The 15,961-nt window shown below is 59.9% G+C and carries 14 protein-coding genes and 2 pseudogenes; 12 read left to right on the top strand and 4 right to left on the bottom strand.

The features are described from left to right. Positions 1-265 precede the first annotated feature (265 nt). Positions 266-1,279 (bottom strand): annotated as a pseudogene (locus NKI19_RS18920) (IS256 family transposase); the annotation flags it as partial. A gap of 674 nt (positions 1,280-1,953) precedes the next feature. Next, a complete protein-coding gene (locus NKI19_RS18925; RefSeq protein WP_352566788.1) occupies positions 1,954-2,811 on the bottom strand; it encodes an alpha/beta fold hydrolase in 858 nt (285 codons plus the stop codon). 248 nt (positions 2,812-3,059) lie between these two features. Here NKI19_RS18925 and NKI19_RS18930 point away from each other — a divergent pair, with 248 nt between their 5' ends. The 6 genes and pseudogenes from NKI19_RS18930 to NKI19_RS18955 all read left to right on the top strand — a co-directional run bounded on the left by NKI19_RS18930 (position 3,060) and on the right by NKI19_RS18955 (position 7,312). Then, on the top strand, positions 3,060-4,109 hold the full coding sequence (locus NKI19_RS18930) for a YihY/virulence factor BrkB family protein (RefSeq protein WP_352503337.1): 1,050 nt from the start codon (positions 3,060-3,062) through the stop codon (positions 4,107-4,109). A 48-nt stretch (positions 4,110-4,157) separates the two neighbouring features. Then, positions 4,158-4,703 (top strand): annotated as a pseudogene (locus tag NKI19_RS32875) (transposase); the annotation flags it as partial. Between the two features lie 237 nt (positions 4,704-4,940). After that, the gene (locus NKI19_RS18940) at positions 4,941-5,288 is read left to right on the top strand and encodes a hypothetical protein (RefSeq protein ID WP_156948222.1); all 348 of its coding nucleotides are present in this window, start codon (positions 4,941-4,943) and stop codon (positions 5,286-5,288) included. A gap of 4 nt (positions 5,289-5,292) precedes the next feature. After that, positions 5,293-5,688, top strand: coding sequence for a phage holin family protein (locus NKI19_RS18945; protein WP_352566792.1), 396 nt, complete (start codon positions 5,293-5,295; stop codon positions 5,686-5,688). Further along, complete coding sequence (locus tag NKI19_RS18950; protein WP_352566794.1) at positions 5,685-6,563, top strand: hypothetical protein; 879 nt, start codon at positions 5,685-5,687, stop codon at positions 6,561-6,563. The genes NKI19_RS18945 and NKI19_RS18950 overlap by 4 nt, the downstream gene beginning before the upstream one ends. After that, complete coding sequence (locus NKI19_RS18955; protein WP_352566796.1) at positions 6,560-7,312, top strand: hypothetical protein; 753 nt, start codon at positions 6,560-6,562, stop codon at positions 7,310-7,312. Before NKI19_RS18950 ends, NKI19_RS18955 begins: the two co-directional genes overlap by 4 nt. A 709-nt stretch (positions 7,313-8,021) precedes the next feature. Here the strand turns inward: NKI19_RS18955 and NKI19_RS18960 are convergent. Next, complete coding sequence (locus NKI19_RS18960) at positions 8,022-8,531, bottom strand: ferritin-like domain-containing protein (RefSeq protein WP_352566798.1); 510 nt, start codon at positions 8,529-8,531, stop codon at positions 8,022-8,024. A 143-nt stretch (positions 8,532-8,674) separates the two neighbouring features. Here NKI19_RS18960 and NKI19_RS18965 point away from each other — a divergent pair, with 143 nt between their 5' ends. The 6 genes from NKI19_RS18965 to NKI19_RS18990 all read left to right on the top strand — a co-directional run bounded on the left by NKI19_RS18965 (position 8,675) and on the right by NKI19_RS18990 (position 14,680). Continuing rightward, complete coding sequence (locus tag NKI19_RS18965) at positions 8,675-8,866, top strand: hypothetical protein (protein WP_352566800.1); 192 nt, start codon at positions 8,675-8,677, stop codon at positions 8,864-8,866. A gap of 321 nt (positions 8,867-9,187) precedes the next feature. Then, complete coding sequence (locus NKI19_RS18970) at positions 9,188-9,553, top strand: hypothetical protein (protein ID WP_352492307.1); 366 nt, start codon at positions 9,188-9,190, stop codon at positions 9,551-9,553. 995 nt (positions 9,554-10,548) lie between these two features. Next, entirely contained in the window at positions 10,549-10,932 is a 384-nt protein-coding gene (locus NKI19_RS18975; protein WP_352566802.1) for a hypothetical protein, read from the top strand. 395 nt (positions 10,933-11,327) lie between these two features. Beyond that, positions 11,328-11,693, top strand: a complete 366-nt coding sequence (locus NKI19_RS18980; protein WP_352566804.1) for a hypothetical protein — start codon at positions 11,328-11,330, stop codon at positions 11,691-11,693. 1,091 nt (positions 11,694-12,784) lie between these two features. Beyond that, positions 12,785-13,309, top strand: coding sequence for a YciE/YciF ferroxidase family protein (locus NKI19_RS18985; protein ID WP_352566851.1), 525 nt, complete (start codon positions 12,785-12,787; stop codon positions 13,307-13,309). A gap of 204 nt (positions 13,310-13,513) precedes the next feature. Further along, positions 13,514-14,680 (top strand): glycoside hydrolase family 1 protein, encoded by a 1,167-nt coding sequence (locus NKI19_RS18990; RefSeq protein WP_352566806.1) that lies wholly within the window; start codon positions 13,514-13,516, stop codon positions 14,678-14,680. 136 nt (positions 14,681-14,816) lie between these two features. On the opposite strand, the gene glf is transcribed toward NKI19_RS18990, so the two are convergent. Beyond that, entirely contained in the window at positions 14,817-15,959 is a 1,143-nt protein-coding gene (gene glf, locus NKI19_RS18995) for a UDP-galactopyranose mutase (RefSeq protein ID WP_352566853.1), read from the bottom strand. Positions 15,960-15,961: the final 2 nt, after the last annotated feature.

Here is a 15,961-nt window from a genome sequence, read left to right on the forward strand (position 1 = left end):
GTGGTCGTCCGTGCCGGACAAATATAGCACAAGGAAATCTGGCGGCACGACCTACGCCCTCGGTCCGCTCCAGAACGGCGCCGTGCTCGACGCCGTCAAGGCGTGGCCTGGAAACCTCGCAGCCGGCCGCGGCGCCATCGCACCGGCCAGCCTTGACTGCGTCTCGACACGCTCGCATGGGAAATCCTGTGGGCCGGGACGAAGAAACAGGCTCACCTGAGCCGAACAAAGAAACGCAACAGGAATCGAAAAAGTCGAAATCAGGCTTGTCGATGTCATCCGTCGACTTCATGTGCTTGTGGTGAGCTAGCGGCAGCCGATAGAAGCTCAGCGTCTCCTCGATGTTATCTTCCACCCAGTTGACCAGCTTCGGGTATTTGGCCTGCCATTTGGCGATCCACTGCGCCAGGTCGCGTTTGACCTCGGCAAGGTCGCGCCGGTCGTAGAACCATCTGAGCTCCATCAGGCAATCGTCGTCGACCTTGCGCGGCACGTAGTCGAGCGCGTTTCTGAGGAAGTGCACGTAGCAGCGCTGCCAGACCGCTTCGGGCAGCACTTCGCGGATTGCCGCCCTGAGCCCCGGATGGTCGTCGGAGACGACGAACTCGACGCCGGCGAGCCCGCGATTCTTGAGCCCCGTCACGAACTCGCGCCAGCTCGAATGGCTCTCCCGGTTGGCCAGCTCCACGCCCAGAACCTGGCGCCGGCCCTCCCAATCCACGCCGATCGCCACCAGCACCGCCTGGCTGGCGATCACGCCCGCCTCGCGAGCCCGCTCGTAGCGCGCGTCCAAAATGAGATACGGATAGCTTTCCTCGAGCCGCTGCGTGAAGAACGCCTTGAGCGCCTCATCCAGCCGCATCGTCGCCTCGCTCACCGTCGAGGCCGAGAAAGAGTGGCCGCACAGTTCCTCCGTCACCGCCTTCACCTTGCGGGTCGAAACGCCCTGCACGTACATCTCGACCAGCGCCGACACCAATGCCTTCTCCGAACGCTGGTAGCGCTCAAACAACTCCGTCGAGAACCGGCCAGCCCGATCCTGCGGAACGCGAAGCTCCAGCACCCCGACCCGCGTCACCAGCTTGCGCTCGTAATAGCCGGACCGGTAACTCGTCCGCTCCGCCGTCCGCTCGCCTTTCTCGGCCCCGATCGCCTCCGTCATCTCGGCTTCAAGAACCTCCTGCACGACACTCTGCAATGCCTGGCGAAAGCCGTCCTCATCCGACAACAGCAACGCTTTCAACTCGCCTCTGCTCAGTCTAACTTCTCGATTGGTCATGGCACTTCCCCTTCCACGGGAATCGGTGATCGCAACGTCACCGCCGTGCCATGGCCGCTCGCCCCTCAGAGCAAGCGCCGTTCTCTCTCCAAAACTTTTTGCAGAACCTTCAGCACACACTATCTGAAAATACTGGACCAGATCTATGCGGTCTCACCGTTAGCGCCAGCGAAGCGATGACACCGGGGCGGGACAGGCGAGGCCGCTACAGCTCCAGGCTTGCGCACGGCGTCGACGACTTCGCGCATCGAGTCGAGGACGAGCTGCCGACGATCCGCATGCGGATCAGCAACTCAGGGTCGATCGAGGGACGGCCGATCGGGCAGGCCGCACCGTAATACCCAAGCGGAAAGGCCACGCCCACGCCTGGACACTGCCAGTGTATATCGGCGGGCTGCTTGCCAATGAGCTCTAGTGATGTCGAGCGCCCGCTGCGCCGATATGAGCGTGGAGGCCATGAACAGGCGTATCAAAGGCGGGGGTCCGTCGCCTCTCCTTGCTGGCGGCGGGCTCCGCAAAGCGCGGTGTTGGTCGGAGATAATAGAACCTTATACCGCAATCCAACTTAGCTAGTTGTAATGTCCCCTCCTCTTTTGCAGCAGCCAGGAATGCCCTGCAGGCCTCCTCCGGCTCCATCTGACGCTGCCCCCAGTTTCTATCCATTTTTGAGTTCCTCAGCCCTCCAGGAACGCCAGAAGCGCCGCATTCACCGCGTTGCTCTCTTCGCGTTGAACCCAATGCGTCCCCTCCTCGAAAGTCTGCAGGCGGCCATCGTCGCAAAGGGCGAGACTGCGCTTGGCCAGCCCGGATTCCAGAGCCTGGTCCTGCATCCCCCACATAACAAGAGTGGGCGTCGTGATCCGCTCCTTCAGGCTCGGGCGAAAGCGCAAGGCGCGATACCAGTTGAGCATGCTGGTCAGCGCCCCCGGCCGCTCCCAAGCCTGCCGATATTCTGCAATCTCCTCTTCTTCGAAGGCGCCTTCCCGGCTGGATGTCCTGAGTGCTCGTGCGAGCAAGGCCGAGCGGCGCGGACCCAAGACGGCTTCGGGCAGCAATGGGATCTGGAAGAAAACCACGTAACTGCTCCGCAGAAACTGCGTCGGAGATCGCAGGGCATGGGTAAACACCACGTCGGGATGGGGCGCATTCAGGATGACGAGCTTGTCTAGGCGATGAGGCAACTTTGCCCCGGCGGCCCAAGCGACGATGCCGCCCCAGTCATGTCCGACGAGGTGAAACCTTCCGATGCCGAGCGCGTCGGCCAGGGCGAAGACATCGCCGAGCAGCTTGGGGAGCGTGTACTCGCGGATGCCCTCTGGCTTGTCGCTGGTGTTGTAGCCCCTCTGGTCGGGCACGATGACCCGATATCCGGCGGAAGCGAGCGTACCGATCTGCCGTCTCCAGCCGATCCAGAAGTCCGGGAAGCCGTGCAGGAGCATGACCGGCTTACCCCCGGCAGGCCCGGCCTGAACGACATGAAACCGAATGCTTCCGGCGTTGACGAACTGATGTTCAGGCGCGAGCGAGACCATGGCTGGTAACGCGGGTGTCCTAAAACTGATCCAGCGCAATGAGGATTATCAGGCTGTCGTCCCGACAACATGCACGCTCAGCCGTCGCATCCCCCGCCAGATGAGCATGGGAGCCGAAGGGCCAAGTGGGGATGGCGCAGGTGTTGCTGCAGGCGGCGGATGTTTATTTGTAAGCGCAGGTCTGCACCTGCATCCTTTGGCGCTATTATACGTTTGCCCCGCGAAGAAGATGCTCCGGACCGGCGGCCATGTCGAAGAAAACAACCGAGGACGCTTACGAAGGTCAAGTGCAACTTGAGCGGCGGGCCGAACGGGAGAGCCGCGGACGCAATGCCGAATGGCCGTCAGAGATTCCCAGCCGCGGCTGGAAGGACGTGCTGTGGCGGGTCTTTGCTGAGGTAACCGAGGACCGTGTTATGCTGATCGCGGCGGGGGCTGCATTCTATCTGCTTCTTGCCCTCTTTCCAGCGCTTGCCGCGTTCGTGTCCATCTATGGTTTCGTCGCCGATCCTCAGACCATCGCTGAGCACATTGCGTTCCTTGGCGGCGTACTGCCTTCGGGAGGTCTGGATATTATCAGATCTCAGCTTGCGTCCTTGGCCGCTCAGAAGGCTGGCGCGCTCAGCTTCGGCTTCATCTTCGGCCTTGCCGTCGCACTGTGGAGCGCCAGTAACGGCATAAAGACGCTATTCGAAGCCATGAACATCGCCTACGAGGAGAGTGAAAAGCGCGGCTTCATCCACCTGAATCTCCTGGCCTTGGGCTTCACACTTGGCGCCATCCTCATTGGTATCGGCTTTATCATCTCGGTGGGGATTGTGCCGGCCATGCTTGTGCTGCTGAACCTCGGGGGCTGGACCGAAGCCCTTGTGCGGATCTTTCGGTGGCCGATGATGCTGATCATGGTGGGCGTCGGGATCACGCTGATTTACCGCTACGGACCCAGCCGGGAAAGGGCAAAGTGGCAATGGGCGACATGGGGCGCCTTCCTCGCCGCTGTGGTCTGGATCGCAGTCTCGATAGGCTTCTCCTATTATCTTGAAAACTTCGCCAACTACAACGCCACGTATGGAGCTCTTGGGGCAGTCATCGGCTTGATGATGTGGACTTGGATTTCTGTGATTATCCTGGTTGTAGGTGCGGAGCTGAATTCCGAGATGGAGCATCAGACAGCGATGGACACCACCACAGGTGCGCAGCAGCCGATGGGTGCGCGAGGTGCCACGGTCGCCGACACACTGGGCGGACCGGCCGATGCCGCCGACCAGCAGTCGCGTTTGGACGAGCGCAACGCGTAGCGCGCAGATCAATTTGCACGCCATCGTCAAGCGGCTGCAGCCGAGCGTGAGCAACGGCTCAAGGCGCTGGTCGCCCGGCTTGCCCAGGTGACTGGCGATCTCACCATCCAGAAGCAACGCAAAAGCATCGTCGCTGATGCCGAAACCTCGCCAGCCTCGACGAGGTTCATTGTTCTGCTCAAGCGTCAGAGCCGCCGACTTGAAGGGCGAGATCGCCTCGCTACTCGACGACGATCCGCTGTGGGCCTGTCTCGATCAGGTCTTCGGTTCGGTCAAGGGCCCCGCGTACTCCTGATGGCCGAGTTGTCCGAGATTGACACCTTTCCAATAAGGCCATCGCCAAACTCGTGGGCTTGGCGCCGATCGCCAATGACAGCAGCAGACGCAGCGGTCGAAGACCGGTGCGCGGCGGCCGTAAAGGTCCGCGCTCCATCCTCTTCCTCATCGCGCTCACCGTCGCCAGATATGATCCCCCCGCGCCTTCAGACAGGAAAGGAAAAGATGACTATTGGCATTGCGCCCGGCCGCAAGCTACCCATCATTCCCAATGCAAAAGCACGCGATGCGCGCCACGAGTTCGCAAACGCAACTTGACACCCCAGATAGTCACTCATTGGGAACCAACGGGCCTTACCTCCGTTTGCTCCTCGAATGGAGGAAACCATGAACAACCGGAATTCTGAACGGCGTCCCCCGACTGCGGTAAGAGCTGGTGACGGTACCTCGGAAGACATAGGAGCGACCGTAAGCGGCACGTTATCCAAAGCGTCCGACATAGCGCAAGGGGCAGCGGAAACCGCCAAACGGGCGGCCGTTGGTGGCGCGTCCACCGTGACCAATCAGGTGAAGGAGATGTTGGACCGTCAGGTCGGCAGCGGCGCCGAGGTGATGGGCCAACTGGCGAGTTCGACCAAGCGTGCGGCCGAGGACCTCGACGCAAACGCACCGATAGTCGCTGGGGTCGTTCGCACCTTCGCGAATAGGCTTGATGGATACGCAGACGACCTGCGAGACAGGTCCGTCGATCAGCTGGTTCTTGCAGCGTCCGATTTGGCGCGGCGCAAGCCGGGTTTGGTGTTTGGGCTGGCCGCCGTAGCGGGCTTTTTGACGTTCCGCACACTGAAGAGCGCGCCTCCCGCACCAGAGTCCATCAAGGGAAGGCGGCAGGGAGCGAACTGATCTGATGGCACAGGAACAACTGAAGAATTCGCCTCTCCCTCAAGCACTGTCGGCAGTGTTGGCGGACGTCGCGGACCTCTTTCAAAAAGAGTTGCGCCTGGCGCATGCGGAGCTGTCCGCCAACGTCTCAACGAAGCTCCAAGCAGGTGTGTGGATGTCTGCTGCTGGCGTGCTGGGAGTGGTCGCCGCTCTGCTTCTAGTGCAAGCCCTCGTACTTGGAATAGCCAGCTTAGGGATGGCCCTGCACTGGTCGTGTCTGATCGTCGCGGCCGCAACGGGCGTCGCCGCTGCTTTCGCCTATTATAGGGGCCGGGCTGATGCGCAAAAACAACTTCTGCCGACACACTCCATTAGCCAAATAAAGCAGGATATTGCGACAACCAAGGAGCAACTAACATGAGCCGCAATTCACAGGTCCAGGATTTTGAAACGAAAGAATGGCTTCTCAGCTCCGCTAGGAACAATCCCGAAGGCCTTCTGCTCGTCGCAGCAGGGTGCGCGCTGCTAATGCGCAGCCGCGGTTCAAGTGCCGGGCATCGCGAGCAATCCCGTGGAACCAACGGGCGCCAAAATGCTCCGCACGTACGCACCGCCAGCGGCGCGGCGTCAAAAACGCAGGAAGAGGCTAGCGAGACAGCTGAGGCCATGCGCGACAATTTAGCCGGCATTGGGGAGAAGGTGAGTGAAACCGCAAGTCACTACGCATCATCGGCCGCGGCATACGCAGAACAGGCCGGTCGCACCGTATCCGAGAAGTCAGGGCGCGTGGTGCAGCAAGCCCAATCAACGTTGCAAGACACGATCGGCCGCATGGTGGAAGAACAGCCATTGGCTTTTGTCCTGGCCGGCTTCGCAGCCGGTGCCGCTATAGCTGCTGCTTTACCGGCCAGCGATGTCGAGAGGCGCACGCTCGGCCCTGCAGGAGAGCGATTGACGGATGCTGCTGAAAAAGCTGGGGACCGCTTGAAGTCTTCGACAGCAAAGGCGGGCGAACGGCTCAAGAGCGTCGCCGAGGAACGTGGGCTGAATTCGGACGGCCTCAAGGAGGTGGCGAGGGACGTTGCGGGCGCCTTTGGAAGCGCCTTGTCAGAAGAGCAATCAAGTGAACCCGTGCAGCCGTCTTCGCCAAGCCCAAGTGGATCGAGCGGTCCATCCACCGCCAAGCTGCAACCGGGCAGCGCCACCCCTTCGAAAGGAATTACGGCCAAATCGCAGCGGTCGGACAACCCTCGGTCGAGCAAACCTGCCCGCCCCGGTGGCAAGAGAGATTTATGATGGCCGATCCGCAACTTGAGCATCTTGAATACGAAGTTGAGGCTGCCCGGGCTAAGCTCGCCGATGACTTGTCGACACTTCGGTCGCCAAACACGCTCTCCGAATTTACCGATGATTTGAAACACGAAGCGCTTGAGGCAAAGGATGCGCTGGTGGAGAAAGCAAGAGCCTCAATGCAATCGGTGGCGCAGGCGATTATTGACGATCTGAAGGCCAAGGCGGCTGCCAATCCGAGCGCTGCTTTGGCGATTGGGGCCGGTTTGGGGTGGCGTTTCCTCCGCCATCCGCCGATCGCAACCGCACTCGTCGGAGCGGGATTGATCAGCTTGTTGCGGACCAATTCAGCCCGGCCGCCCGGCGAGCAGCAGGTGGATCACCTATCGTACGCCAAGGAGCGCCTGAAGGAGCAATCTAGTGATTTGGCGGAAAGCGTCAGTGATTTCGCTCTTGAAACGGCTGGTAAAATAAAACGCGAAGCTGCCGAGTTGACCGGCGTGGCCAAGGAAACTGTTAAAGAGAAGACAGAACGTCTGGCTGCGGGTATCCGCCATAGCGGCGCTGGGGCGCACGAGGGCGAGACTGCCGCAAGAGCATCCGCACCCTTCGATGAAGCTTCGTTAGCTGTTCAAGACGCATCGGGCAATGAGCATACCGAGGACAAACTCCTTCTGGCGGCGGCAGGTTTGGCAGTCGCCGCGGCTGTCGGCTTTGCCTATCAACGACGTCTGGACACCGACCGAACTGGATGAGCGTAGACCGAGGTCATTGCAGAGAAACAGTCGTCCTGAAGGCAAAGTATGATGCCGCGCTCACATTTATCGAGTCCCGACGAGTTCAGCCATCGGATTGCATATTCTGGAACCACGGACGGCGCGATGACGATGCGCACGGCGGAGAAGATCGGACAAAGCGGTCAACCCCTTCGAGCATGATGATCGTCGGCCGGTCGGTCACGGCCTTCAGCGAAACCGCCAGCGACCGGCTGAAGCGGAATTCACCCCGAAAACCGTGCAAGTGCTGCCGACCCCATAACGTGAGCGCAAGGGCGCGCTCTGTCCGCTGTCAGGACGAACTTTCTTCGATCCGGCTTGGCGCTGCCGGCGCCCGCGCACGCACTGCTCAGTGATCAGGGACGAGTGTTCTCGGGCATTCCGCTATCGCGACCTCGTTTCGAACGTTTTAACACGCCCCCTCAAGCTCGATCTCGCCGAGCGCTGCGCTAGCCCTTCCGATCTTGGCTAGTGCCAATGCGTATTCGACCAGGCTTGCGCAGACGAACGCTTCAACTCTCTAAGTGACGACGCCGCAATATTAGCATCGCTCGTCGTTGCAATTTCTCGAAATGCGCAGCTCGACGACCGCCTGCTAGGCGTGTTCGTTGCCCAGCGTTCACGAAGGGGGACGCGCTAGCGGACGAATCCCGATCACCCAGTTCACGGTCACTACGTTCCTACCCGATCACCGCTTGGCGCTGTCGCTGTCCGCTTCGGCCCGCGCGAGGAACTGCTCGGTCGTCGAGGGAAGACGGGTTTTCAGCCAATCCGCCATCGCGACTTCCTCTCGCAGATTCTCTTCGCAAGCCCGAAGAGCCTCCGTTTCGCCGAGCGATCGAGCAGCGGCAATCAGGATCGTGTAGGAGGCGATTTCCATGTGCTCGAACGTGTAGCTCGCGAGCGATCCTTTCATCACCTCGTCTCCAGCGAAGACGCCGCTCAGCGATTGCGCCATCGCCGTCAGCTTACCGCCAGCGTCCTTCATCGTGGATGAACCCTCGTCCATCTGATCGAGACAAGTCTTCAGCCGGGCAGCCTGCTGCTTCGTCTCGTCGAGGTGCAGTCGGATCCGGTCGCTCAGCTCGGGATAGTTCTCGATGCGACCCAACTGCCCGTTCAACATCGTTTCTGCCTGCTCTTCCATGGCATGGGCATCTCTAAGCCATTGGACAAACCATTCGCGGCTTTCTGACATCTCGAATCTCCTTTGCGATCTAAGGAAACTTTCAGAAGAGGACATTGTTCCGGAGTAGAGCCCGCCGAACGGGCCTTGACCGTCGCAGAGATCAGCGTCGTGGCGGGTCTCAATTCACCTCGCGAAAAATCCTGCAGCGATGCGTGGAAAAGGCCAAGATCGCGGAAGATCGGCGCAAGGAAAACGGCCCGTGGATGCTCGCCGCTGCGCCGCTCCATCACAAAGTCCAACTGGCACTGGCCGCTTCCTGGCTATCCGACGCGGCGACATACGGCGACATATTGAAGGTCCCGCATGGCATACTGCGACCGCTGCATGTCGTTCCTGGCAAGTAAGAACGGCAAGCAGATGAAGCTACCAGCGCTCGGCGAAGCTGAAGTGGATTCTCGACGAGGCGCTGATCGCGGCCGCTGGCGCTCCGCATTGAGCCTTGTGCCTCACCGCGCCACTGCAGTCACAAGGAACGCGACGGCCTATCCGCTCGTTGATTGCTTTTCGACTCGAGCCGCCGTCATGAGGTTTCTAATATACGCCGGCCATCCTAAGGCTGACCTACGGCCAGAGTTACAAAAGTTGAACTTCATCGGGGAACACTCCTTCTGTCTGCCTGTTCAATTTGCCAGGCGCATCCCGCGCATTCAGACAGGAGAAAGAAGATGAAACGCATCCTTTTGGCTTCGGCCGTGCTGGCGGTGTCGGCCGGGCTTTCCTTTGCCCAGGCGACCAGCGGAACTTCGAGCGGAACTTCGAGCGGAACCTCGACGAGCGGCACCTCGACCACGACAACCATGCCCAGCACGACGGATCAGGGCACCGGCACGACGAGCAGCGGCACCAACATGTCCGGCGATCAGGGCACCGACACGACCACCACCAGCGGCACCACGAATCCGAACTCGGCCAGGGACTGTGCGCCCGGCCAGCAGACTGGCAGCGCTCAGCAGGCGGCGCCTGGTCAGCAGGACACGACAGCCAACACCGCCGCGCCGGGCCAGGTGAAAAAGACCGACGAAGGTTGCTGATTGGCACATCGGCTCAGGTTGGAATCACCAGCGTGTGGCTGGCTGATCTCCCCCGACCACCGCCTGAACTCAACTCGGCTGGCGAGCAAGTTCCCGCCAGCCGAGCATCAGTTCAGGAACCTTTGCGCTTGCTTGTGCTTTCAGTGGGGCACGCGTGGTTTCTTTTGCTTTCGGTCAGATAGATATCCGTCTGCTCGCGCATCTTGCCTGAAGGGAGCTGCGGTCGCGCTCAGAGGAGAGCCGCGCTGTATTGCCGATAGCGCTAGAGCGAAGAAGCCCTACGGCAACCGGCAGTTGGACTGACACCAAGTTGGCTCCGAGAGCGTTGGGAACAGCCTGGCACGGCACGTTGCTCAGTTTGGACCTTCGCAAAGGATGCATGGAATGGCGAAAGACGTTTCTCGCGAGGAAGAGCAACGCGGCACCGGAAAGGTCCTCATCTGGGGCGCCGCGATCGCCCTTGTTCTCTTTGTTGCCCTGCTGGCCATATTCGTTCTGGGGTAGTCCTGACTGCTGCAGCAGGATCTAACTTGGGTGCACGACGTTCTGAGCCTAGAGAGCTGCAGAGCCTACTTGGATCTTGAGCACCGTGGGGTTGAATGCAAGCTCCCGTGTGGTGCAAGTGACTGCTAGGCTTTCGCGGTTTTGGTGTCCTCTTCGGTTTAGATGCCGCGGGCCGACGTCACAGCAAGTGCGGCCTTCAGGCGCTCCCGAAGCCGCGGTCTTTGCGTCTCGTGCAGCACGCTCAATGTCGGTCAATCCTCGTACAGCATCCGAGGTGCGCTCGTCTCTGGCTTGTCTTTCTTTCTCGGTAGGCAAATTCCTACACTCCGATGTGCCAGCACAGTCGGCTGTCGGCACCCAACCATGGTCGCCATATCGTATTCCACGCCAACAGAAAAAACCCGCCTCGACTGCCGCTGAGCGCGCGCATCCCCGCCTCTGGAACGCTTCAAATACTTTGCCGTTGTTAAAGGCACCTGCAGGAGCCAGGCATGAGAGTATTCCAACGAATTTTGCCGCTCGCCGTGTTCGCGTTGCAACTCTTTGCCGTGCAGTCATTTGCTCAGACCGAGCAGCAAGATCTTCCGGGGCAAGGCACATCATCGACAACCGAAGATGCCGAGGATGTCGGCGTCGACGTTTCGCTTGGCAGGCACGAAGTGAAACAGCAGATCGCACGGGAGCTTGGAATCTCCGAGGTGGAAGTGCCTCTGGCAGTTCATGTGCCTATCGAGCTCGCCAAGCGGGTCTGCGAGAAAGAGGTATTCGACGCACGCGCCAATGTGAACCGAAGCTGCACCGCGACGAAATACATCCCGGAAATTGCCGAAGCAGCACGAAATCGTCCGCAAACCTCTGCCGTTCCGGAGCAATAGGCGAAGACGAATACTATGGGATAAAGAAGGGGTGCTTGGCTACTCTGGGCGATCGACAAAGCGCCGCCCCGAAAGTGTGGAGCGCTTGCGCGTAAGTTTTCAGGCAGCGTCGATACCGCTTGGCTTCCCCAGAGGATGAATCAGTTTGGGGCCGTATGCTTCGACAAAAGGCGCACACCAGATTGCGAAGGCAACCTTCGACCGGTAGAGGCGGACACTGCTTGTTAGCAGCATCTTGATGATCGCCAGACTGACGAGCTTCTCTGGTCAGCATAGTAGCTTTTTGAGACTCCCCGCCCTTTTAGGTATACTTTCCCCTGACTGTCGACAATTGTTAGGGCATCGTCAGCTGTGAGCGACCATCGCCCTTCCGCCCCGATCGGGAGACAGCGCAGATGGAAACCTCGTTCAAGAACGAACTGTTGCGGCGCCTGAGCGCACCGGATCTGACGTTGCTGCAGCCTCACCTCGAAGCCCGTCACTTGGGACTGAGGACGCACCTGGAGCAGACCTCGGTCCCGATTGACACCGTCGATTTCTTCGAGAGCGGTCTCGGGTTAATGGTGGCGAAGCTTCGGGCTGAGGTCGAGGCCGAGGTTGGCCTTATTGGCTTTGACGGTATGACCGGGGCAGCCCTGGTCATGGGTGAGGACCGGTCCCTACACGATTGCTTTGTTCAATTGAAGGCTGAAGCTATTGCTATAGACGCGCGTTGGCGGATCGTTCTTATGGGCAGCCCGAGGCGGAATACATCCGACTGATCGGGACGCCCCCGTTGCTCATGATGTCACCCGTGCTGCCCTCTCTCCCGTCGCTGACCACATTCGGGAGGTGGCGATTGGCACCTGTCAGGACGTTCTGGCAAGGGTTGTCCAACGGTATGAAACCGCAGTGTCGATCCAGGACAGGATCGTTGAACATTGCAAGGAGGTCGGATTAACACCGCAAGCAGATGAAGCTTTTTTGCAGGCCCTGTGGTTGTCGCTGGCGAAGGCCGGGACGGCCTTGGAGCGTGAGGTCCCCCCGGCACCGCTGCACCTGGCCGGCCGCTCTAGTCCTGGACAATTGCCGACCTCGTCGCTGGTCAGCATGCCAGAATGTCGATGGCGGAAGCCATGAGGACCCCGATTGAATGTTCTCATTCGTTTGTGATCGGGGGTGCAAGTCAATCCGGCTCCAGCGCATGTTGGCCTCAGGAACAAACCGCCGTCGCATCCGTTCAGCATCGCGAAGGACGACACGGCTGTCCACGGCCTTTCCGGTACTGCAAAGGAGACATGACATGCTCGGTCCGCAGAGGGGGTTTTCGAAGACCATCTGAGGCTTCGCGCCGCTGGCGACATCGAGGAGGATCTTAGGTGCAACTATGCTGTGGACGTGGTCCTCTTGACCTCGAATTCGAATTTAGAGGCCATGATGCCGTCCGCCTGTCGTCCAAACGCCTGCGCGAGCAGCTGCCTCAAGGTGAGTTCAACTACATCGCAAAACAGGCCCGCGGCCCCTATACACTGCTGATCTGGTCGGCAACTTCGTCCAGGTTCGACGCCATTGGGGGCCCGAGAAGAGATCGGGAACCTTGATCAGGTGCGGGCAAAGGTCCGTTGCGAAAAATGCGGCCGCAAGGACTCGATGACAGCGGAAACCCTTCAGGCAGACGATCCTCATTCCGGAACTTCCGCAATGGAGCGCAGCCGAGATGCTCAAGCCGCTGCTGGCGCGGCGGACTGAAATCAGCGGTCAACCCGACCGTCGCTCGCTGTTGGCTGCCGGTGTGCCGTCGCCGAAGGAACAACAAGAGACTGGTCCAGTTAGAGCCATGCATGCGTCGATAGAAATGAAAGAGGAGATGACAATGGCGACGAAAAAAAGCTCTCAGGGCAGCTCCAAGGGCTTGGAAGACCTTTTCTATGATGGTCTGAAAGACATCTACTACGCCGAACGCAAGATTCTGACGGCGCTCCGGAAAATGGCAAAGGGCGCGGAGTCCGAAGAGTTGAAGGCGGCGTTCGAAAAACATCGTGACGAGACGGAAGGTCAGATCGAGCGTCTGCAGCAAGTTTTCGACGCCTTTGGCAGGAGAGCCCAAGGGAAAACGTGCCCGGCGATCGACGGCATCATCGAAGAAGGACAGGAGATTTTGGAGGAATTCGAGGAGGCTCCGGCATTGGACGCGGGTCTCGTGGCTGCAGCCCAGTCCGTCGAACATTATGAAATAGCGCGCTACGGGACTCTTGTCACATGGGCCGGGTTACTTGGTCTGAAAGACGCCGTCCCGCTACTCGAACAGACGCTCAAGGAAGAAAAAGCAACCGATGAGGCGCTCACCCGACTAGGCGAAACAGGCGTCAACGAACGGGCGATGCAACAGGCCGCATAACTTCGGATCGAATCGACGCGACCGCGGCCCCCGGCAGACGGGATTGGAGCTTGGTTGTATTCGCCAATCCAGGCACACGTGTACACCGCAGCCGCCGAGCCGTCGACGTGGTGGTGGCCGACCGGTTTCGACTAGCCACCGGAACTGACAATGGGGACTGCGAATGCGATTACTTGCCCACGCCTTGGGCGACAGGATGTTGGTATGAACGAGGATACCGCTCGTCGGCCCACGGCAGGCTCTTCCGGGTTCGACAGCTTTTTCATGGCTGGTTTCGAGTGTTCCTCCCACAGGCGCGCCGACGGGGCCCGTCTTGATCTGATCCGCGCGACCTCACATGACATCCATGCACATGGCGACTATCGCCGTTGTGCCGAGCTTGGGCTTCGCACGATCCGCGACGGCTTGCGCTGGCACCTGATTGAAACGGCGCCCGGAGTCTTCGACTGGTCGAGTTGGACGTCGGCGATCGAAGCAGCCCAGGCGGCCGGGGTGCAGATTATCTGGGATATCTTCCACTATGGCTCGCCAGACCATATCGACCAAGGTGGCCCGGGGTTTATCAAGGCCTACGTCCGTTTCGCCGCGGAAGCTGTTCGGGTTCATCGCTCCGCAACCGGGGTGGCTCCCCTGGTGTGCCCGATCAACGAGATTTCGTTTTTTGCATGGGCTGTGGAGGTCGGCTATTTCCCCCGAGTCGGGCCGAACAAGCGTGGATGGTTCAAACGACACCTTGTCAGGGCAGCGGTCGCCGGCGTGAGGGCCATGCGGGAGGCCGAACCCGGCTGCAGGTTCATCTGGGCTGAACCGCTGATCCATATTGCTCCTCGTGACCGTACTCACCCCGAGCGGCGGCGCGCCGAAAATGCTCGCCAGGGCCAATTCGAGGCGTATGACATGCTGATCGGGCGCGTGGAACCGGAGTTGGGCGGCAGCGAGGACGTTGTGGACGTCATCGGCCTCAACTTCTATCCGCACAACCAATGGTACTTGAATGGCCCAACGATACCGATGGGGCACCACGAATACCGTGCACTTTCGGAATTGCTGGTCGAGGTCGCCGAACGATACAAGAAGCCGATGTTCATCGCCGAGACCGGCGCCGAAGGTTCAGGCCGGCCAGCCTGGCTTCACTACGTTTGCGACGAAGTGCGCGATGCGACGAGCCTCGGTGCACCTGTTCAGGGTATATGCCTGTACCCGGTGACGGCCTACCCAGGTTGGGACAATTCGCGCCACGCCGAAGTCGGCTTGTTCTCCACCATTCATGCGGACGGCTCGCGCACTGTTCGCAAGCCACTTGCGGACGAGTTGGAGCGCCAGCGCCAATCGTTCTTGGCGTTTGAGGAACAACAAGCAAGCGCGCTATAGCCTCGCTGATACGAACAGTGCGCGCTTTTCAGCTGCATCAACAGCACAGCATATCTAGAGCTGTTCGCCGAGAAGCCGAGAAACATGAGCCTCTTTGGCCGTGGGTCGCCCGACGCCGGTCAGGCCGGCGCATCATTCACTCGGCCGCCTCGCGCTGCGTCGGCGTGACGAGCATCCCGTTTGCTGGCAGGCGTGTCTGAATGCGCCCGAACGTAGCCAATGCCTGGCCGACCACCTGATCCATATTGTAATAGCGATATGTTGCAAGACGTCCGACGAACCAGACCTCCGGGCACGCCGCGGCCAAAGCTTCGTATCGTTTGTACAAAGCCTCGTTTTCAGCCCGCGGCACCGGGTAATAAGGATCTCCGACGTCGGTGGGGTATTCGTAGGTGAGGCTGGTCTTCGGACTCTGCTGACCGGTCAGATGCTTGTACTCGGTGATCCGTGTGTATTTTTCCGTCTGCGGATAGTTGACGACGGCGACCGGTTGAAACTGCTCGCAATCAAGCGTCGTGTGCTCAAAGCGCAGCGAACGGTAGGGCAAGCGACCAAGCTTCCAGTCGAAATACTCGTCGATCGGACCGGTATAGATCATCTGCTGGAAGGGGATCTTGTCGCGAATTTCGCGGTAGTCGGTCTGCAGCATGATCTTGATCTTAGGGTGATCCAGCATGCGCTGAAACATGCGCGTATACCCGCCTGCCGGCATGTTCTGGAAGCTGTCGCCAAAATACCGATCGTCGCGATCGGTCCGGGTCGGGACTCGCGCAGTCACTGACTTGCTCAACTGGGAAGGGTCGACACCCCACTGCTTCCTCGTGTAGCCGCGGAAGAATTTCTCGTAGAGCTCTCTGCCTACTGTGCTCACCACGACGTCCTCGGCGGTGCGGACTTCTTTGACCGTTTCGCGTCGGAAAGCGAAGAAGTCCTGCAGCTGCTCGGACGTCAATTCAAGGCCGTAGAGGCGGTTTATGGTGTCGAGATTAATCGGTATCGGCAGCAGCTTTCCATCGACCAGCGACAGCACGCGATGTTCGTAAGGCCGCCATTGCGTGAATTGCGACAGATAGTCGACGATCGATTGGGCGTTGGTGTGAAAGATGTGAGGCCCGTAACGGTGAATTAGTATTCCCGCCTCGTCGTAGCAGTCATAGGCATTGCCGCCGACGTGATTTCGTCTGTCTATGATCAGGACGCTTTCCTGCCGTTGCGATGCGATACGCTCGGCCAGCACACTGCCGGCGAAACCGGCCCCTACGATCAACCAGTCGAACACGC

It is taken from the genome of Mesorhizobium sp. M0751, from assembly GCF_040320265.1.
GTDB lineage: Bacteria > Pseudomonadota > Alphaproteobacteria > Rhizobiales > Rhizobiaceae > Mesorhizobium.